Below are 20,223 nucleotides of genomic sequence, written 5' to 3' on the forward strand. Positions count from 1 at the left end.
ATCGGTAACGGCTACATCACGGGGACGCGAAAGACTGACGAGGGGCGCACATGACCGAGCTGGTGCAGCAACTGCTGGTCGACGACGCGGACGAGGAACTCGGCTGGCAGGAGCGCGCGCTGTGCGCCCAGACCGACCCCGAGTCCTTCTTTCCCGAGAAGGGCGGCTCCACCCGCGAGGCCAAGAAGGTCTGCCTCGCCTGTGAGGTCCGCTCCGAGTGCCTCGAATACGCGCTCGCCAACGACGAGCGGTTCGGCATCTGGGGCGGTCTGTCCGAGCGCGAGCGCCGCCGTCTCAAGAAGGCCGCCGTCTGACCTCCGCCGACCGGAATGAGTCGTCAAGAGTCGTGCAGGACGCCGTAGAGCACGTGCAGGACGTCGTAAAGCAGTCGCACGGGTGCGTGGTGGCCGGTCTCCGGCGAGCGACGAAAACGCGCGCATCCTTGTGTAAGGAACGGCCCGGCGCGGGTGGGTTGTCCACAGGCGGCGGGCCGTGATCTTGTCCAGCCGTTAGTGTGGGCCTCCGTCCGAGACGTCCCGCTGCCCCCTGGGGGCAGAGGCGTCCACCGCAGTCCATCGAACCGGGGCCCGTACCTCGATGTCCGTGCACAGCCATACGGCGGTCCAACACGACACCGCCACGTCGTCGTTCGACCCGACCCGCCCACCCGAGTTTCCGCGTCACGTGGTCACCGCGGTGCTCGTCTCCCACGACGGAGCCCGCTGGCTGCCCGACGCGCTCGCCGGGCTGCTCGGCCAGGAGCGCCCCGTGCAGAACGCCATGGCGGCCGACACCGGCAGCGCGGACGACTCGGCCCACATGCTCACCGAGGCCCTCGGCGCGGACCGCGTCCTGCACCTCGCCCGCCGCACCGGTTTCGGTCAGGCCGTCGAGGAGGCGAGCCGCAGCGCGGCCGCACTGACCCCGGACGACCTGCCCTACCTCAAACGCCCGAGCGGCTGGGACCCCGTCACCCGCACCTGGCGGGACGAGGCGTACAACATGCCGGAGCTGCCGTACGGCGAGCCGGTGCAGTGGCTGTGGCTCCTGCACGACGACTCCGCACCCGAACCCCAGGCGCTGGCCGAGCTCCTGCGGGTGGTGGAGAACGAACTGGAACTGGGCCGCGACGACGTGGCCGTCGTCGGCCCCAAGCTCCGCGGCTGGTACGACCGCCGGCAGCTCCTCGAGGTCGGCGTCACCATCGCCAACTCCGGCCGCCGCTGGACCGGCCTGGACCGCCGCGAACAGGACCAGGGCCAGCACGACCACGTCCGCCCGGTGCTGTCCGTGTCCACGGCCGGCATGCTCATCCGGCGTGACGTCTTCGAGGAGCTCGGCGGGTTCGACCGGCATCTGCCGCTGATGCGCGACGACGTCGACCTTTGCTGGCGTGCCCATGCCGCGGGACACCGCGTCCTGGTCGCCCCCGACGCGGTCGTACGCCACGCCGAGGCGGCCTCCCGCGAGCGCCGCACCGTCGACTGTGTGGGCCGCACCACGGCCTCCCCGCACAAGGTCGACAAGGCGGGCGCCATCTACACCCTCCTGGTCAACGCCCGTACGGCACAGCTGCCCTGGATCCTGCTCCGCCTGGTGCTCGGCACCCTGCTGCGCACGGTGGCCTACCTCGTCGGCAAGGTGCCGGGACAGGCCCTCGACGAGATCCGCGGTCTGCTGGGGACGCTGCTGCGACCCGAGCGGATCATCGCCGGGCGGCGCAGGCGCGGCCGGCCGCAGGTCGACAAGGACGAGCTGCGGCCGCTTTTCCCGCCGCCGGGAGCCACGGTCCGGGCCACCGTCGAACAGGTCGCGAGCAACCTGGTGGGCCGCTCCGACCCCGAGGTCTCCTCGGCCGGCCGACACGGCGGCGGCATCGACTCCGGACCTGGCGGCGACGACGCCGACTTCCTGGAAGTCGAACAGTTCGCCCGGCTCAAGCGCATCGCCCGCAAGCCCGGGCCGATGCTCTTCGTCGTCCTCCTGGCCTTCTCGCTCGTCGCCTGTCGCGCCCTGCTCGGCGGTGGCGCGCTCGCGGGCGGCGCGCTGCTGCCCGCGCCCGCCGACTCCTCCGAGTTGTGGTCGCGCTATCTCGACGCCTGGCATCCGGTCGGCGCGGGCGGTACGCAGTCCGCGCCGCCCTATGTCGCGCTCGTCGCCCTGCTGGCGAGCATCCTGTTCGGCTCCACTGGACTCGCGGTCACGGTGCTGCTCGTCTGTTCGGTGCCGCTGGCCGGGTTCACCGCGTACTTCGCCTCGCGTCCGCTCGTCGAGTCGCGGCTGCTGCGCGCGTGGGCGTCCGTCGCGTACGCCTTCCTGCCCGCGGTCACCGGCGCCCTCGCCGGCGGCCGCATCGGCACCGCGGTCCTTGCGGTCCTGCTGCCGCTCATCGCTCGGGCGGGCATCGCGGCCGGCGGGCTGACCCATGCGTCCGGCGCGCGCGGCAGCTGGCGCGCGACCTGGGCTTACGCCCTGCTGTTGACGATCACCACGGCGTTCACACCGATCGTCTGGCCGATCGCCCTGGTCCTCGGCCTGGCGTTGCTCGCGGTGCGCAGGAACGACATCGTCGCCTACGGCCTGCGCTTCCTCGCCCAGTTGGGCACCCCGCTGCTGATTCTCGCCCCCTGGTCGCTGTCCCTCCTGCCGTTCGGCTTCTTCAAGGAGGCCGGTCTCGCGTACGGAAAGGGTGCGGCCTCCGCCTCCGACCTGCTCGGCGCGAGCCCGGGCGGCCCCGGAACCGTCAGCGGGCTGATGTTCATCGGGGTCGTCCTCGCCGCGCTGGCCGCCCTGATGCGCTCCGAGCGGCAGGCGGGCATCTGGACGGCGTGGGCGGTCGCACTGGTGGCGCTGGTGTTCGCGGCCCTGTCCAACGGCTCCACCTGGGCGGGACCCGCGACCCTCGTCTACGGCCTCGCGTTGCTGGCCGCCGCCGCGATCGGCGCCGACGGGGCACAGGCGCGCGTGGCCGAGCAGAGCTTCGGCTGGCGCCAGCCGGTCTCCGCTCTCATCGCGTTCGCTTCCGTGGCGGGCCCGCTGCTCATCGCCGCCGGGTGGATGATCGGGGGCGCCGACGGGCCCCTGGAGCGGCGCGACCCCGTGCAGGTGCCCGCGTTCGTCGCCGAGGAGAGCGGCACCAGCGACCAGGCACGCACCCTCGTCCTCGACGGCCAGTCCACCGCGCGCGTGGGTTACACCCTGGTCCGCGGCTCCGGCGCCCGCCTCGGCGACGGCGAACTCGCCGTGGAGGACGGCGAGAACAAGAGGCTCGACAAGGTCGTCGCCAACCTGGTGGCGGGCTCCGGCGCCGACCAGGCCGACGAACTCGGTGGCTTCGCCGTACGTTACGTCCTCGTCCGCAAGGGTGCGCCCCGCGAGGTAAGCCGTGTTCTGGACGCGACGCCCGGCCTGGCCCGGCTCAGCCAGCAGGACGGCAGCGCCCTGTGGCGGGTGGACCGGCAGGTTTCCCGCGCCGCGATCGTCAGCGGCTCCGCCGCGCCGCAACCCGTCGCGGCCGGACCCGTCGAGATCCACACCAAGATCCCGTCCGGCGCCGCGGGCCGCGTCCTGCGGATCGCCGACACCGCCGACGCGGGCTGGACAGCCGCCCTGGACGGCAAGCCGCTCACCCGTACCACGGTCGACGGCTGGGCTCAGGGCTTCGAACTGCCTGCCTCCGGCGGCACGTTGGACGTCACGTACGACACCCCGATCGCCCACACCGCCTGGCTGTGGGCGCAGGGCGCGCTCGCCGTCGTCCTCGTGGTGCTGGCCCTGCCCGGCCGCCGCCGGGACGTCGACGACGACCTGCCGGAGGAGCGGTCCGTGCCCGCGCAGGACACCACCGGTGAGGGCCGTCGCGCCCGCCGTCTGCGCGCCCAGGCCGAGGCGGAAGAGGCCGGACAGGACGCCGACGCCCCGCCGCCTCCCGCCGAGGAGGAGGCCCCCGCCGCCATCCCGCAGCAGCCGGCCTACGGCGAGTGGGACACGACGGGCTACCCGGGTGGCGAGTACGGCACGTACGGCGGCGAGCAGTATCCGGGCGGCCACCAGCAGTACGCGCCGGGCACGTACGAGCAGCAGCCGTACCAGGCCGACCCGTATCAGGGTGCCCAGTACGACCCTTACGCCTACGGGAACACGGCGCCGTACGACCCGACGTACACCCAGGGCTATGCCACGCCGTACGACCCGGCGCACGGCACCGACAGTGAGCGCCCCGACGGGAGCCAGCAGTGAACCGCACGACCCTGTCCCTGATCGCCGGCACCACGGCGCTCGCCGCCGTCACCGGATTCGCGGCGCTCGCCGCTCCGTCCGCCTCGGGCAGCGGCACGGCGAAGACGGCGGCGAGGCTGCCCGTTGAACAGACCCGGCTGCTGTGCCCCGAGCCGAGCACCTCCGACATAGCCGACACCTCGTACACGTCCTTCACACCCGTCTCGCAGGGCACGAGCGGCAGTGGCAAGGCCGAACTCGCCGCTGCGAGCACGCAGTCGGCGGACGGCTCGGGCTCGTCCCAGAGCGGCAAGAGCAGCAAGAGCGGCAAGAGCAAGAAGCAGTCCGAGGCGCCCACCGTGACCCCCAAGCAGCCCGGCACGCCCGTCACCGGGAACAGCTCGGGTGCCGACACGCCCGCGCTGATCGGTACCGCCAGCGGCCGGTTCGCGCCCGGCTGGACGGTCCAGGAGACGACTCAGGTCGCCGCGGGCACCGGCCGCGGGCTGCTGGGCACCGACTGCACCGCCCCGGACACCGAGTTCTGGTTCCCGGGCGCCAGCACCGTCGGCTCCCGTACCGACTACGTGCACTTGACCAACCCCGACGACTCCGCCGCGGTCGTCGACATCGAGTTGTACGGCAAGGACGGCAACCTCAAGGCGACGGTCGGCGAGGGCATCACCGTCCAGCCGCACTCCAGCGAGCCGGTCCTGCTGTCCACGCTCACCAACGCGCAGGAGGCCGACCTGACGGTCCACGTCAGCGTCCGCAGCGGCCGGGTCGCCGCTGCCGTGCAGGCTCTTGACGACAAGCTGGGCGGTGACTGGCTGGCCGCCTCCACGGATCCTGCCGGCTCCCTGGTGATGCCCGGCATCCCCAAGGACGCCACGGACGTCCGCCTGATCGCCTTCGTGCCCGGCGACGCCGATGCCGACCTGAAGGTGCGCCTGGCCTCGCCCACCGGGCAGATCACCCCGGCCGGGAACGAGACGCTGCACGTGAAGGCGGGCATGACCACCGCCCTCGACCTCGGCGACATCACCCGCGGCGAGGCGGGCTCGCTGGTGCTGACGCCCAGTGACAGCCCGGTCCCCGTGGTCGCCGCGCTGCGGGTGCTGCGGGGCAAGGGCGACAAGCAGGAGTCGGCGTTCATCCCGGCCACCGCGCCCGTCGGCACGCGCGCGTCGGTCGCCGACAACAACGCCAAGGGCTCGACGCTCGCGCTGAGCGCCCCGGACGGCACGGCCACGGTCAAGGTTTCCGCGTCCACGGGCAGCGGGGGCGGCACCGCGGTGACGAAGCAGTACACGATCAAGGGCGGTACGACGCAGGACGTGGACGCGCCCGTGCCGAGCGGTCTCAAGGGCACGTACGCGCTCACCGTCGAGCCGGTCTCCGGAGGACCCGTCTACGCCGCCCGCACCCTCCAGACGAGCATCGAGGGCGTGTCGGCGTTCACGGTGCAGACCCTCCCGGACGACCGGGGGACGGTCGCGGTGCCGGAGGCGGACCAGGACCTGTCGGTGCTGCTGAAGAAGTGACGGCTCCCCGGGGGCTTCCGGCCCCGGGGGCGACGGCTTGGCCGGAACTCAGTCCTCGCCGTAGCGCGGGTCCACCGTCTCCGGGGTCAGCCCGAGCAGTTCCGCCACCTGCTCCACGACGACCTCGTGGATCAGGGCGGCGCGCTCGTCGCGGCCCTTGGTCCGGATCTCGACCGGGCGTCGGTAGACGACCACACGTGCGCGCCGGCCCTCCCGGGCCGGGATCGTGCCCCCGAGGGGCACCGCCTCGTCGCTCCAGCCGCCGCCGGTGCCGTCGAGGCGTGGCACCTCAAGGACCAGGAAATCGATGTCGGCCAGCTGCGGCCAGCGCCGCTCCAGACGCTCCACCGAGTCCTGTACGAGATCCGCGAACACTTCGGCGCGGCTCGCGGCGAGCGGCACCTGGGGTGGCGCGACGGGGCCGCGCATGCCTCTGCCGTGGCGGTCACGGCGGCGGGGCCCGGGTGCGGCGGCGCGGGGCGGTACGGGGTTGTCCATCACTGACGAAGCGTAGTCCCCGCCGGGATGCGACGCCCGGCCCCACACGGTCGCGCGCTTCCCCGGCAGCCTCCCTGTCCGAACGGCTCGCCGGGGCCGGGCACGAGGAGGTGTGCCGAAGCTGCACGGCATGTCGCATGATGACCATTCCAGCCAAGCTTGGGCTCGATTCCGTATCCCTCCGAGACCGTCGACCTCATGAAAATTGACGAGCTTTGTACCAAGTGGTGACCGGTTTCAGGGACGTCCGGTACCTCGGCGCGGGCTGTCCACGCAGGTCAGCGAGGCGGGTCCGGAGGGACGCGTGGGGCGTTTCACAGCACGACACGGTGGAGTGACCTGGGAGAGAGTCGTCGCGGCCCGCTCAAGAGTGCGGTACCGTCCAACGTCGTGAGCCCTGTACGTCGCTGTTCGCGCACCGCTTGCGGCCGACCTGCCGTCGCGACGCTGACGTACGTCTACGCCGACTCGACCGCGGTCCTCGGCCCGCTCGCCACCTACGCCGAACCTCACTGCTACGACCTGTGCGCCGAGCACTCCGAGCGCCTGACCGCGCCGCGTGGCTGGGAGGTCGTCCGCCTGCTGGACGGCTCGGCTCCCGCCCGCCCCAGCGGTGACGACCTCGAAGCACTCGCCAACGCGGTGCGCGAGGCGGCCCGTCCGCAGCGGCGCGCGGCCGAGGCTGGCGGTGGCAACGGCCGTACGGCGGACCCGATGGAGGTCGCACGCCGCGGCCATCTGCGGGTGCTGCGCTCGCCGGACAACTGAGCCCCGGCCGCCCGGCCCTTCCCTCGTCCCGTCGCTCCGAATGCTGCACGCCCATTGACGCGGCGTTGTCGCGGACACGACCATTCCGTCACCCGTGATAATTCACTTTCCGCATGGCGGAACCGGGGAGGCGCCCGTGTACGTCCAGGAACTGGAGCCCGTCGCCGACTCGCTCGGCCTGTCCGCCCTCGTGGCGGCCCTGCCCCTCGTGATCGTCCTGGCCCTGCTCGGTGGGGTCCGTATGAAGGCGCACCTGGCGGGGCTCACCGGCCTTCTCGCCGCGGTTCTGGTCGCCTGGCTCGCCTACCGCATGCCGCTCGGGCAGACGCTCTCCAGCGCTGCCCAGGGAGCCGTCTTCGGCCTCTTCCCCATCCTGTGGATCGTCGTCAACGCCCTGTGGGTGTACCGGATGACCGTCCGCACCAGGCACTTCGACATCCTGCGCCGTTCCTTCGGGCGGCTGTCCGACGACCCGCGCATCCAGGCACTCGTCGTCGCGTTCTGCTTCGGTGCGCTCCTGGAAGCTCTCGCGGGCTTCGGCGCACCGGTCGCGATCTGCTCGGTGATGCTGGTGGCGCTCGGCTTCGACCCGGTGCGGGCGGCCGTCGTGGCCCTGGTCGCCAACACCGCGCCCGTGGCCTTCGGTGCGATGGGCACGCCGGTTGTGACGCTCGCCCAGGTCACCGGTCTGCCCCTGGATTCGGTCGCCTCCGTGGTGGGCCGCCAGACGCCGCTGCTGGCCGTCGTGGTGCCCCTCGTGCTCGTCGGCCTGGTCGACGGGCGCCGCGGGCTGCGGGAGACCTGGGTGCCCGCGCTGGTGTGCGGGATCGCGTTCGCCGCCGCCCAGTTCGCCGCCTCCAACTACGTCTCCGCGCAACTCGCCGACATCGGCGCCTCCTTGGCCGGCGCCGGCGCCCTGGTCGCGGTACCGCACGCGCGCGTGGCCGCCGCCGAACCCGTACGCGCCGCCGTGCTGACCGGCGTACGCAGCGAGGACCTCGACCTGGAGGACCCGCGCCGCGAAGTGGTCCGCGCCTATGCTCCCTACGCCCTCATCGTCGTCGTCTTCTCCGTTGCCCAGATCCCCGCCGTGAAGGACTGGCTGGCCGGTGCGACCCGCACTTTCGACTGGCCCTTCCTGAACGTCGTCGACCCGAACGGCAAGCCCGTCGGCGGCAACGTCTTCACCTGGCCGATCGTGTCCACCGGCGGCACGCTCGTGCTGTTCGCCGGGGTGGTCACGGCCGTCGTACTCGGCGTGCACGCGCGCGTGGCGGTCAGGGAATGGGCCGCGACGGTGCACGAGTTGAGGTTCGCGATCCTCACCGTGACGTCCGTGCTGGCGCTCGCATACGTCATGAACCTGTCCGGACAGGCGGCCACGATCGGCCACTTCGTGGCGGCGGCCGGTGCCGGACTGGCCTTCCTGTCCCCGGTGCTCGGTTGGTTCGGAGTGGCGGTCTCCGGCTCGGACACCTCGGCGAACGCGCTCTTCGGCGCCCTTCAGGTGAGCGCCGCCCGCGAGTCGGGGCTGTCGCCGGAACTGCTCGCCGCGGCCAACAGTTCGGGAGGCGTCCTCGGCAAGATGATCTCCCCGCAGAACCTCACCATCGCGTGCGCGGCGGTGGGGCTCGCCGGCCGCGAGGGCGACCTGCTGCGCAAAGTGCTGCCGTGGAGCGCGGGGTTGCTGCTGGTGATGTGCCTGATCGTGGTGGGACAGAGCACACCGGTCCTCGGCTGGATGCTGCCCTGACTCATGGGCACCTGTGTGTCCGGTGGGTTCCGTTTTCTGTCAGTCCGTGTGTCGGGTGAGTCCCGGTATGAACTCCGTGGGAACTGTCCGCCCGGCACACCGGACCCGGCGCCGGGTGTCAGTTCCAGCAGGTAGTTTTGGGGGTCATTGTTGAGACCTCAGGAGGGTTGACCGTGGCTGCCGATTTGTCGCAGATCGTGAAGGCGTACGACGTACGCGGTGTCGTCCCGGACCAGTGGGACGAGTCGCTCGCCGAACTCTTCGGGGCGGCCTTCGCACAGGTGACCGGCGCGGACGCCATCGTGGTCGGACACGACATGCGGCCCTCGTCCCCGGGCCTGTCGCGCGCCTTCGCGCGCGGGGCGACCGGATGCGGCGTCGACGTCATCGAGATCGGCCTGTGTTCGACGGACCAGCTGTACTACGCGTCGGGCGCGTTCGAACTACCGGGCGCGATGTTCACGGCCTCGCACAACCCGGCGCAGTACAACGGCATCAAGATGTGCCGCGCGGGTGCCGCCCCGGTCGGCCAGGACACGGGTCTCGCCGAGATCCGCACCCTGGTCGAGCAGTGGCTCGACTCGGGCGCGCCGGAGCCGGAGGAGACGCAGGGGACGATCACCCGGCGCGACACGTTGGAGGACTACGCGGCGTACCTGCGCTCCCTCGTCGACCTGACCTCCCTCCGCCCCCTGAAGGTCGTCGTCGACGCGGGCAACGGCATGGGCGGGCACACCGTGCCGACCGTCTTCGACGGGCTGCCGATCGACCTGGTCCCGATGTACTTCGAGCTGGACGGCACGTTCCCCAACCACGAGGCCAACCCGCTCGACCCGAAGAACATCGTCGACCTGCAGAAGCGGGTGCGCGAGGAGCACGCCGACATCGGCATCGCCTTCGACGGCGACGCCGACCGCTGCTTCGTCGTCGACGAGCAGGGCGCCCCGGTCTCGCCGTCCGCGATCACGGCGCTGGTCGCCGCCCGCGAGCTCGCCAGGCACGACGGCAAGGGGACGATCATCCACAACCTGATCACGTCGTGGTCCGTACCCGAGGTCGTACGGGAGCACGGCGGCACGCCGGTGCGCACGCGCGTGGGTCACTCCTTCATCAAGGCCGAGATGGCGCGCAGCGGCGCGATCTTCGGCGGAGAGCACTCCGCGCACTACTACTTCAAGGACTTCTGGAACGCCGACACGGGCATGCTGGCCGCCCTTCACGTCCTGGCGGCCCTCGGCGGCCAGGACGGCCCGCTGTCGCAGCTGGTCGCCGAGTACGACCGCTATGTGGGCTCCGGAGAGATCAACTCCACGGTCGACGACCAGAAGGGCCGCCTCGCCGCGGTCAAGGCGGCGTACGAGGGCGTCGAGATCGACGAGCTGGACGGCCTGACCGTCTCGTCCGCCGACTGGTGGTTCAACGTCCGCCCCTCCAACACCGAACCGCTGCTCCGGCTGAACGCGGAGGCGAAGGACGAGGCGATCATGACGAAGATCCGGGACGAGGTGCTGGGGATCATCCGGGGCTGACGTTCCGGTGCGTCGGCTTCCCCCTCCTCCCCGAGGAGGGGGGCCGTCCGGACCACGCCCAAGAGCCGCACGTCGGCCCCCGCAGCGGTACTCTGACCAGGTCAAGCGCATTCGCCCGAAGGGACCTTTCATGCCGCTCGAAGCCGGCCTCCTGGAGATCCTCGCCTGCCCGGCGTGCCACGCCCCCCTCAAGGAGGAGGAGAGCGAGCTGGTCTGCACCGGCCAGGACTGCGGCCTCGCCTACCCCGTCCGGGACGGCATCCCGGTCCTGCTTGTCGACGAGGCCCGCCGCCCCGCGTAACGGGCCCGGCAATCGGAGGCTGTCGCTCATGCTCGACGAATCGCTGCTCGACGACCCCGATGCGCTCGCGCGCGCCGACCGCCGTGCACTCCTCCGCGGTGCCGCCGAGGCAGGCGCCCGGGTCCGTTCCGCCGTCCGGCACGCCGCCGAGGCGGGGGTTCAGGAACTGAAGCCCGACGGGCGCCCTCGCGCCGTCCTCATGGCGGGCCCCGGCACCGCCTCCGTAGGCGTCGCCGAACTGCTCGGCACCCTCGCGGGCGCCGCGTGTCCTGTAACCCGCATCCACCCCACCGGTGTCGCCCCGGCCGCCGGTGCCCTGCGCTGGGAGCTGCCCGGCTGGGCGGGCCCTGTCGACCTCCTGCTGATCGCCACTCCGGACGGCACCGAGCCAGGGCTGTCGATCCTGGTCGAGCAGGCCTACCGCCGTGGCTGCACGGTCGTAGCGGTGGCCCCCGCCCGCTCCCCGATCACGGACGCGGTGGTCGGTGCCCACGGCCTGTTCGTCCCGATGGCCACCGCCCCTTACGAGCAGGACGAACCCCTCACCGCGTCCGCACCCGGCGTCCTGTGGGCCCTGCTCACCCCGCTGCTCGCCCTTCTCGACCGCACCGGGCTGCTCTCCGCGCCGCCCGACGCCCTGGAGAAGGTCGCCGACCGGCTGGACCAGGTCGCCGAGCGCTGCGGCCCGGCCATCGCCACGTACGGCAACCCCGCCAAGAACCTCGCCGCCGAGCTGGCCGAGTCCCTTCCCGTGATCTGGACCGAGGGCGTCTCCGCCGCGCCGGCCGGCCGCCGGTTCGCCGCCGCGCTCGCCGAGCTGGCAGGCCGTCCCGCGCTCACCGCACCGCTGCCCGAGGCGCTTGCCTCGCACAGCGTCCTGCTCTCCGGCGCTCTCGCCGCCGGAGCCGACCCCGACGACTTCTTCCGCGACCGCGTCGAGGAGGCACAGGCGCTCCACGCGCGCGTGGTGCTCCTGCGTGATCGCCCGATCGGCGGCCTGAGCGCGGCCCCTGCCGCACGCGACCTCGCCCTCAGCCACGACACGGCGATCAGCGAACTCGAACCGGAGGACGGCGACGAACTGGAGACCCTCGCCGAGCTGATCGCCATCACGGATTTCGCCGCTGTTTACGTGGCGCTCGCTTCGGGGGCCTGACCTTGGCTCACACCATCTGAAAGCGCTGACCGGCCGACGCCCGACGAGGGGCGCCGGCCGAGCAGCGTCCGTACGGAGAAAGACATCCCATGGATCGCCTCAAGAACACCGTCCGCCCCTACGCCTGGGGTTCGACCACCGCCATCCCCGCGCTCCTCGGCGTGGAGCCGACCGGTGAGCCGCAGGCGGAGATGTGGATGGGCGCCCACCCGGGCGCACCCTCGCGCACCCCGCGCGGCCCTCTCGACGAGGTGATCGACAAGGCACCAGAGGAGGAGCTGGGCAACCGCACGGTCGCCAGGTTCGGCCCCCGGCTGCCCTTCCTGCTGAAGATCCTCGCCGCCGGCGCCCCGCTCTCCCTTCAGGTGCACCCCAACCTTGAGCAGGCGAAGGAGGGCTACGCGGACGAGGAGCGCCGCGGCATCCCGCTCGACGCGCCCCACCGCAACTACAAGGACGCCAACCACAAGCCCGAACTGATCTGCGCGCTCACCGAGTTCGACGGTCTGTGCGGTTTCCGTGCGGCCGACGCAGCCGCCGAGCTGCTCGCGGGCCTCGACGTCGACTCCCTCAAGCCGTACGTCGACCTGCTGCACGCCCACCCCGAAGAGGCCGCGCTGCGTGAGGTCCTCACCGCCGTGCTGAGCGCCGACCCCGAGGACATGCGCCGCACGGTCGGCGAGGCAGCGGCCGCCTGCGCCCGCCTGGGCGGCGCCTACGCCCCGTACGCCGACATCGCCCACCACTACCCCGGCGACCCCGGCGTGATCGCGGCCATGCTGCTCAACTACGTACAGCTGCAGCCCGGCGAGGCCCTCTTCCTCGGCGCCGGCGTCCCGCACGCGTACCTGAACGGCCTCGGGGTCGAGATCATGGCCAACTCCGACAACGTCCTGCGCTGCGGGCTGACCCCCAAGCACGTCGATGTCCCCGAGCTGCTGCGGATCGTCCGCTTCGAGGCGAGCGACCCCGGGGTCCTGCGCCCGGAGGCGTCCCCCGACGGCGAGGAGGTCTACGAGACCCCCATCGACGAGTTCCGCCTGTCCCGCTACGTCCTCGCGGAGGGCGCCGCCCCGCACGACCTCACCCGTGCGACCCCGCAGATCCTGCTGTGCACGGCAGGCTCCGTACGTGCCGGGGAACACCTGCTCGCCCCCGGTGAGTCGGTCTTCGTGCCCGCGGGGGACAACGCCGAGGTGGCCGGGGCCGGCACGGTCTTCCGGGCCACGGTCATCGCCTGACCCGGAGGGCGCACGCCGCCTGACGCGGAGGCCGTACGCACTCGTCCTGCCGGTCCGGCGCAGCGCCGTCGGACCGGGCTGCAACAATGGCCCACCGGCAAAGGACGGGCAAAGCCCTGGACGGCGTACGCAAGGTGCGAGGGTCCCGGGCGCGAAGGCTACGAAGGGACAACGCGAACACATGAGCGCGTCAGGCGGCACCAGGGCGATCGTGGCGGCACTCGGCGCCAACCTCGCGATCGCGGCATCGAAGTTCGTGGCGTTCGCCTTCAGCGGCTCCTCGTCGATGCTCGCCGAGGGCGTCCACTCGCTCGCCGACTCCGGCAACCAGTTCCTGCTGCTGATCGGCGGCAAGAAGGCGCAGCGTGAGGCGACCCCACAGCACCCCTTCGGCTACGGCCGCGAACGGTACATCTACGCCTTCCTCGTCTCGATCGTCCTCTTCTCGGTCGGCGGCATGTTCGCCATCTACGAGGGCTACGAGAAGATCAGCCACCCGCACGACGTCGAGCACTGGTACTGGCCGGTGGGCGTGCTCTTCTTCGCGATCATCGCCGAGAGCTTCTCCTTCCGCACAGCCATCAAGGAGTCCAACGAACTGCGCGGCAAGCTTTCCTGGGCGCAGTTCGTCCGCCGCGCCAAGGCGCCGGAGCTGCCGGTCGTCCTCCTGGAGGACTTCGGTGCGCTCATCGGTCTGCTTCTCGCCCTCGGCGGCGTCGGCCTCGCGCTGCTCACCGGTGACGGCGTCTGGGACGGCATCGGCACCGTCTGCATCGGTGTGCTTCTGGTGCTGATCGCCCTCGTCCTCGCCGCCGAGACCAAGTCCCTGCTCCTCGGCGAGGCCGCGGGCGTCGACGTGGTCAAGAAGATCGAGGCCGCGATCGTCGACGGCGACACGGTCCCGCGGATCATCCACATGCGCACGCTTCACCTGGGCCCCGAGGAACTGCTGATCGCCGCGAAGATCGCCGTCCGGCACGACGACACGGCCGCGCAGGTCGCCGTCGCGATCAACGCCGCCGAGGCCCGCGTCCGCGCTGCCGTCCCGATCGCCCGCGTCATCTACCTGGAACCGGACATCTACAGCGAGGCGGAGGCGACGAAGGGCCCGGACCCCAGGGCGACGCCCGGCGGACCGTCCCCGGCCCCCGGCCACTGAGCCGGCCGTTACGCCTGCACGGGCCACGGTGGCGGAGGCGGAGTGACTCGCCGCCGTACGGCCCATGCGGCGATCCCGAAGCCGAGTCCGGCGAGCGCGAGGACCAGCCCGAGCAGCGCGGCCACCGCGAGCACGACCGGAATCGTGTAGTCGTCGATCACCCGTCCCCGCACGGCGGCGGTGGGCACCGTGCCGCCGTGGTCCGAGGCAAAGAACCGGGAGTCCCGCGCGTTCCCACGGTGATCGCCGAGCATGAAGAGCCGCCCCTCGGGCACCGTCACCTCGTACGGGCGGTGCATCCCGTCGACGATGCCGTCCATCACGTACGGCTCGTCGAGCGGCCGGCCGTTGACGGTGATCCGTTCCCGTACGGTCCCCAGATCCGCGCAGCACGAGACGCGATCGCCGCCGACAGCGATGACGCGCTGCATGACGTTCGCGTTGAACTGGTAACGCTCCGGCGCCGTGTACAGCACCACATCGCCTCGCCGGATCTCGTGCCCGCCGACCCGCTCGTAGACGATCCGCTGGCCGATGGTGTACGTGGGCGCCATGCTGTCGCTCGACACGGTGGCGGTGGAGTAGCCGACCCCGAAGTACACGACGGACCCGACAAGCAGCACCAGCCCCAAGGGCCCCAGCAGCCAGGCCGTGATGGCCAGCCCTCGTCGTCCCCTGCGCATTGCATTCCCCTCCCCGCGCGGCCCCTCCGCGCGCGCAGAGGCTAGCGGTTTCCCGTGAACGCCCGCCCGCCGCCCCCAGGTCAGGAACCGACAAGCCTCCTGCCGGCCCTTGCCCATGGCCCGCGAACTCCCGGACGCCTGCGTGGACAGCTGCCGTAAGCAACCGGACGTCTTCCGAGGCGGACTGGGGACCGCGGGGTCGCCCGGTGTAGCGTGGAAGCCGAGCCAGACGTCGCTGCTGATGGCGGTCGGGCGGTCCCACGACGGACCGACCGAGGGAGAGAGGGCCTCCGACGGACTGCGCTGCGCGCACGTGGGCATGCCTGTGTCCTCTTTCGGGCACCCTGTGTCCGCCGCGCAGACCAGCCGTACCCACCTCGCCCCAACCCCCGAGGAGCAGCTCGCAATGACGACTGTCGACAACCGACAGGACTTCAAGGTCGCCGACCTCTCACTGGCCGAGTTCGGCCGCAAGGAGATCACCCTCGCCGAGCACGAGATGCCCGGTCTGATGGCGATCCGCAAGGAGTACGCCGAGGTGCGGCCCCTGGCCGGCGCCCGCGTCACCGGCTCCCTGCACATGACCGTCCAGACCGCCGTGCTCATCGAGACCCTGGTGACCCTTGGCGCACAGGTCCGCTGGGCCTCCTGCAACATCTTCTCCACCCAGGACCACGCGGCCGCCGCCATCGCCGTGGGCCCGAACGGCACCCCCGACGACCCCCAGGGCATCCCCGTCTTCGCTTGGAAGGGCGAGACCCTGGAGGAGTACTGGTGGTGCACGGAGCAGGCGCTGACCTGGCCGGACAGCCCCACCGGCGGCCCTAACATGATCCTCGACGACGGCGGTGACGCCACCCTCCTCGTCCACAAGGGCGTCGAGTACGAGAAGGACGGCAAGGTCCCGGCCATCGAGACCGCCGAGTCCGACGAGCACCGTGTCATCCTCCAGCTGCTGCACCGCACCCTGGGCGAGAACCCCCAGAAGTGGACCCAACTGGCGTCCGAGATCCGCGGCGTGACCGAGGAGACCACGACCGGCGTCCACCGCCTGTACGAAATGCAGCGCGACGGCACCCTCCTGTTCCCGGCGATCAACGTCAACGACGCCGTCACCAAGTCGAAGTTCGACAACAAGTACGGCTGCCGCCACTCTCTGATCGACGGCATCAACCGCGCCACGGACGTCCTCATCGGCGGCAAGACCGCGGTCGTGTGCGGGTACGGCGACGTGGGCAAGGGCTGCGCGGAGTCCCTGCGCGGGCAGGGCGCCCGCGTGATCGTCACCGAGATCGACCCGATCTGCGCGCTGCAGGCCGCCATGGACGGCTACCAGGTCACGACCCTCGACGAGGTCATCGACAAGGCCGACATCTTCATCACCACGACCGGCAACAAGGACATCATCATGGCCGGCGACATGGCCAAGATGAAGCACCAGGCCATCGTCGGCAACATCGGCCACTTCGACAACGAGATCGACATGGCCGGTCTCGCCAAGGTGCCCGGCATCGTCAAGGACGAGGTCAAGCCGCAGGTCCACACCTGGACGTTCCCCGACGGCAAGAAGATCATCATCCTTTCCGAGGGCCGCCTGCTGAACCTGGGCAACGCCACCGGTCACCCGTCGTTCGTGATGTCCAACTCCTTCGCGGACCAGACGCTGGCCCAGATCGAGCTGTTCACCAAGCCGGACGTGTACCCGACCGGCGTGTACACGCTGCCCAAGCACCTCGACGAGAAGGTCGCCCGCCTCCACCTGGACGCGCTCGGCGTGAAGCTCACCAAGCTCCGCCCCGAGCAGGCGGCGTACATCGGTGTCGACGTCGAGGGTCCGTACAAGTCGGACCACTACCGCTATTGATCGCCTACGGCTCCGGGATGCGCGTACACCGCAGGTTGTCGGCGTACGCGCGCCCGCAGCGCACCACGTGATGAGCGCGTCCGTGCACTGACGCGCCCCTCAGCAGCAGGTCCCGAGGCAGGCCCCCGCACCCCCGTGCCGGGGGCCTGCCCCTTTGGCCGGACCAGGCAGACTGGCCGGACCAGCCCGTCACGACCCAGGACGCCCATGCCCCGCGGCCGATATTCGCTTCACGATCCGCACGATCACACACTCCTCGCCGAAGAACACTTCCACTGCGCTCCCGGACCCTCCGGCTGGCGCTATGTCTCCCAGCTGACCACCCCTTCCGGCGACCACGCCGGCTCCGTCGACCTCGCCCTCGATGAGCTCGGCCGCCCCATCCGCCTCGAACTCCACGCCGCGGGCTGGCAGGTGCGGGGCGCCGCCCTCGATGGGGTCACCTGGGTCCGCACCGACCCCGCCGGCACGCATGCCACCGAAGGCAATGTCCGCGCCCACGCCTTCACTGGCACGTCTCCCGCGTTCCTCGTCGCCACCGCCCGTCTGCTGCGCCTCACCTCCTCCTCCGCGACGCGCGTACGCCTCGTCGCCTTCACCGATCCGGTCCTCGCCCCCCGCACCGTGGACCAGTCCTGGGCCCTGATCGAAAGAGAAGCACACGCCACTGACAACGCCCCCCTGATCGTGGACGAATACCAGGTCACAGCCCTGGACACGGGGGAGCGGCACACCGTCCACATCTCCGGCGACGTGGTGCTCGCGGCGCCCGGCATCGAGCTGGAGGAGCTCGAGTCACCGCCGTCGATGTTCATGTGACGGGGCCGGTGTCGAAGTGAGGGATCGGGATGGAGCCGCCGGGTCTGAGGCGAGGGGTGAAGTCGGCCGACGGCCTCGGTGACGGTGCTCGCGTCGGCTACGCGGGCGGTACGAACCCGGTGACCGGCCGCTCCGACGACTCGGTCCGCGGCGTCGTTGGTTCCCGGTCCTGGGGGGCGACGGGAGCCTGCGGCTGAGGCCGTTCGTAGGGATGCGGCTGAACGGGATTGGGTGCCTGGACGGACATGGGCGTCGCGGCCCGATCATCCACGGTGGTTGAGCCGGGAGCCGACCACGGGCTTTGCCCGGTGGACAGGGCGGGAGCCTGTTGCGATGTAGGAGGCTGTGCCCCCGGGACACGGCGGACCTTCGGGTCCACCCCCTCGGTGCCGCCCTCGCCCAGGCCACCGAACGCCCGCCGCGCCTCCCGCGCCTGGCGTTCCTGGACGACCGCCGCCAGATACGCGGCCGGCGGAACCCCGTGCGGCGTCGGCGCCCCCGTGCACGTCGCGAGATCCGAGGCGAGACGTTCCGCCATCGCCCAGCCCACCTGCGGATCCAGCTGCTGCATCCGCGTCAGGTACTGCCGGATCGCCAGCCACAACCCGTCCGGCACCGCGGAAAGGTCCAGCTGGGAGAACCGCCCGACAAGCCAGGGCGGCGGCGGAGGCACGAAGCCCGTGCGTCCCGCGGGCACCCGCTCCCGTACGACCAGCGTGCCCGCGAACACGTCACCGAGCCGCCTGCCCCGTGCCGACACGAGCGAGGCGATGCACGCGACGATTCCGAAGGTCATCAGGATCTCGATCGCGCCGACCGCGCCACGGACCAACGCGTGCCGGAACCGGATCGGCCCCCCGTCGTCCCGCACCACGCGCAGTCCGCAGGCCAGCTTGCCCAGCGAACGACCGTGGCTGAGCGTCTCCACCGCGATCGGCCCGCCGATCAGTACGAGGACGAAGGTGGCGATCGACACCGCGGTCTGTGCGGCCTCATCCAACCCGGACGTGGATGCGACCAGGGCGATCGTCACGATGACGTAAGCGACCATGGCCACTGCCAGGTCGAGCAACACGGCCAGCGCCCGGCTCGGGAGCTTCGCAGGGCGCAGTTCCAGCGCCACCGCCTCGCCCGTCACTAGCTCACTCACGCCTGCCGTCCTTCCCCTGGCCCGCCCCGAGGTAGGCCAGTCTGCCAAGCTGAGGGCACATTGCGCCGCAGTACGACAAGCTGACACGCAGTACGAGAGGACGAGGAGCAGCCCATCCCATGGACCTCGACGTGTTCGTGTCCACCCATCGCGCCGAGTGGGATCGTCTCGACGCCCTCCTGCGCCGTCAGCGCCGCCTCACCGGAGCCGAGGTGGACGAACTCGTCGCGCTCTATCAGCGCACCGCCACGCATCTCTCCGTGATCCAGTCCAGTGCGCCGGATCCCCAGCTCACGGGCCGGCTCAGCCAACTGGTGGCACGCGCGCGCAGTGCCGTGACAGGCACGCGCCGCGCCTCGTGGCGTGATGTCACTCGTTTCCTTGCGTACGGCTTTCCCGCCGCGGTCTACCGTTCGCGCCGCTGGTGGATACCCACCGCGCTGCTCTCCACAGTGGTGGCAGCGCTCCTGGGGTGGTGGATAGGCACCCACCCGGAGGTCCAGGCCTCGATCGCGGCTCCCAGCGAACTGCGCAGCCTGACTCGCCCCGGTGGCGAGTACGAGACGTACTACTCCAGCCATCCCGCCGCCGCTTTCTCGGCCCAGGTGTGGACGAACAACGCCCAGGCCGCCGCGCTGTGTCTGGTCCTCGGCGTCTTCCTGGGCCTCCCTGTCCTCTTGATCCTCTTCGAGAACATGTTGAACCTGGGTGTGGGCATCGGCCTGATGTCCTCGGCGGGCCGCCTCGACACCTTCCTGGGCCTTGTCCTCCCCCATGGCCTCCTGGAACTGACGGCCGTCTTCGTGGCCGCCGGTACGGGCCTGCGTCTGGGCTGGACCCTCATCGACCCGGGGCCTCGGTCCCGTCGCACCGCCCTCGCCGAGGAGGGCCGGGCATCCTTGGGAATGGCGATCGGCCTCGCCCTGGTCCTGTTCGTGTCGGGCGCCATAGAGGGCTTCGTGACTCCGTCAGGCCTCCCGACCTGGGCTCGCATAGCGATCGGCGTCGTCGCTGAGCTGGCCTTCCTCACCTACGTCTACGTCCTGGGCGGACGCGCGGCACGGGCCGGCGACACCGGCGACGTAGGGGCTGACGAACGCAGCGCGACGGTTCCGACCGCGGCGTGACCTGATCAGCACCCTATGTTGGGCGCTGCCGGATGTGCGTCTCCCTGTGTTGACCTGCTAGCCTCCACTTCACCCCAGGAGAGCCGTTGACACGGGTCGAGTGGGGAGGTAGATTTGAACAGTTGCCTAGAGGTGGACCTGTCCACCGGCAACAGTGAGTGTCTAGCTGCTTCCGGGGCACAGCCTCCGAGAAGCCCCTCCCGATGATTCAGAAATGGTCGCCGGTAATCGGCTTCGAGAACTCTGATAAAGTCGGAACCGCCGGAAAGGGAAACGCGAAAGCGGGAACCTGGAAAGCGCCGAGGAAATCGGATCGGTAAGATCTGATAGAGTCGGAAACACCGAAGGGAAGCGCCCGGAGGAAAGCCGCGAGAGTGAGTCTCTCGGGTGAGTACAAAGGAAGCGTCCGTTCC

16 protein-coding genes are annotated in these 20,223 nt (G+C 71.1%); 13 read left to right on the forward strand and 3 right to left on the reverse strand.

Features of this window, described 5'->3' with window-relative positions:
• Positions 1-50: 50 nt before the first annotated feature.
• From ACZ3TS_RS34305 to ACZ3TS_RS34315, 3 genes are all read left to right on the forward strand, one after another.
• Positions 51-314, forward strand: coding sequence for a WhiB family transcriptional regulator (locus ACZ3TS_RS34305; RefSeq protein WP_003975777.1), 264 nt, complete (start codon positions 51-53; stop codon positions 312-314).
• A gap of 283 nt (positions 315-597) precedes the next feature.
• Positions 598-4,239: a glycosyltransferase family 2 protein gene (locus ACZ3TS_RS34310; protein ID WP_467625686.1), complete on the forward strand. Its 3,642-nt coding sequence runs from the start codon at positions 598-600 to the stop codon at positions 4,237-4,239.
• The gene (locus tag ACZ3TS_RS34315) at positions 4,236-5,762 is read left to right on the forward strand and encodes a DUF5719 family protein (protein ID WP_467625688.1); all 1,527 of its coding nucleotides are present in this window, start codon (positions 4,236-4,238) and stop codon (positions 5,760-5,762) included. Before ACZ3TS_RS34310 ends, ACZ3TS_RS34315 begins: the two co-directional genes overlap by 4 nt.
• A 48-nt stretch (positions 5,763-5,810) precedes the next feature.
• On the opposite strand, the gene ACZ3TS_RS34320 is transcribed toward ACZ3TS_RS34315, so the two are convergent.
• A complete protein-coding gene (locus ACZ3TS_RS34320) occupies positions 5,811-6,260 on the reverse strand; it encodes a metallopeptidase family protein (RefSeq protein WP_467625706.1) in 450 nt (149 codons plus the stop codon).
• Between the two features lie 390 nt (positions 6,261-6,650).
• Here ACZ3TS_RS34320 and ACZ3TS_RS34325 point away from each other — a divergent pair, with 390 nt between their 5' ends.
• The 7 genes from ACZ3TS_RS34325 to ACZ3TS_RS34355 all read left to right on the forward strand — a co-directional run bounded on the left by ACZ3TS_RS34325 (position 6,651) and on the right by ACZ3TS_RS34355 (position 14,167).
• Complete coding sequence (locus ACZ3TS_RS34325; protein ID WP_467625689.1) at positions 6,651-7,028, forward strand: DUF3499 domain-containing protein; 378 nt, start codon at positions 6,651-6,653, stop codon at positions 7,026-7,028.
• 136 nt (positions 7,029-7,164) lie between these two features.
• Entirely contained in the window at positions 7,165-8,781 is a 1,617-nt protein-coding gene (locus ACZ3TS_RS34330; protein ID WP_467625691.1) for an L-lactate permease, read from the forward strand.
• A 173-nt stretch (positions 8,782-8,954) separates the two neighbouring features.
• Positions 8,955-10,310 carry a phosphomannomutase/phosphoglucomutase gene (locus ACZ3TS_RS34335; RefSeq protein WP_467625692.1) on the forward strand — a complete coding sequence of 452 codons (1,356 nt, stop codon included), beginning with the start codon at positions 8,955-8,957 and terminating at the stop codon, positions 10,308-10,310.
• A gap of 130 nt (positions 10,311-10,440) precedes the next feature.
• Entirely contained in the window at positions 10,441-10,611 is a 171-nt protein-coding gene (locus tag ACZ3TS_RS34340) for a Trm112 family protein (protein WP_079102319.1), read from the forward strand.
• 28 nt (positions 10,612-10,639) lie between these two features.
• Complete coding sequence (locus tag ACZ3TS_RS34345; RefSeq protein ID WP_467625694.1) at positions 10,640-11,767, forward strand: SIS domain-containing protein; 1,128 nt, start codon at positions 10,640-10,642, stop codon at positions 11,765-11,767.
• 89 nt (positions 11,768-11,856) lie between these two features.
• On the forward strand, positions 11,857-13,008 hold the full coding sequence (manA, locus tag ACZ3TS_RS34350; RefSeq protein ID WP_467625695.1) for a mannose-6-phosphate isomerase, class I: 1,152 nt from the start codon (positions 11,857-11,859) through the stop codon (positions 13,006-13,008).
• Between the two features lie 181 nt (positions 13,009-13,189).
• The gene (locus ACZ3TS_RS34355) at positions 13,190-14,167 is read left to right on the forward strand and encodes a cation diffusion facilitator family transporter (protein WP_467625697.1); all 978 of its coding nucleotides are present in this window, start codon (positions 13,190-13,192) and stop codon (positions 14,165-14,167) included.
• Between the two features lie 8 nt (positions 14,168-14,175).
• Here ACZ3TS_RS34355 and lepB read toward each other — a convergent pair whose 3' ends face one another.
• A complete protein-coding gene (gene lepB / locus ACZ3TS_RS34360; RefSeq protein ID WP_467625698.1) occupies positions 14,176-14,850 on the reverse strand; it encodes a signal peptidase I in 675 nt (224 codons plus the stop codon).
• A gap of 406 nt (positions 14,851-15,256) precedes the next feature.
• Between lepB and ahcY the strand changes: the two genes are divergently transcribed.
• Both ahcY and ACZ3TS_RS34370 read left to right on the forward strand, forming a co-directional pair.
• Positions 15,257-16,714 (forward strand): adenosylhomocysteinase, encoded by a 1,458-nt coding sequence (gene ahcY, locus ACZ3TS_RS34365; protein ID WP_467625700.1) that lies wholly within the window; start codon positions 15,257-15,259, stop codon positions 16,712-16,714.
• 207 nt (positions 16,715-16,921) lie between these two features.
• Positions 16,922-17,533 (forward strand): hypothetical protein, encoded by a 612-nt coding sequence (locus tag ACZ3TS_RS34370; protein ID WP_467625701.1) that lies wholly within the window; start codon positions 16,922-16,924, stop codon positions 17,531-17,533.
• Between the two features lie 97 nt (positions 17,534-17,630).
• Here the strand turns inward: ACZ3TS_RS34370 and ACZ3TS_RS34375 are convergent, their stop codons facing one another.
• A complete protein-coding gene (locus ACZ3TS_RS34375; protein WP_467625703.1) occupies positions 17,631-18,683 on the reverse strand; it encodes an RDD family protein in 1,053 nt (350 codons plus the stop codon).
• A 119-nt stretch (positions 18,684-18,802) separates the two neighbouring features.
• Between ACZ3TS_RS34375 and ACZ3TS_RS34380 the strand changes: the two genes are divergently transcribed.
• Positions 18,803-19,810: a stage II sporulation protein M gene (locus ACZ3TS_RS34380; RefSeq protein ID WP_467625704.1), complete on the forward strand. Its 1,008-nt coding sequence runs from the start codon at positions 18,803-18,805 to the stop codon at positions 19,808-19,810.
• Positions 19,811-20,223: the final 413 nt, after the last annotated feature.

The organism is Streptomyces sp. NPDC022910 (assembly GCF_055561075.1).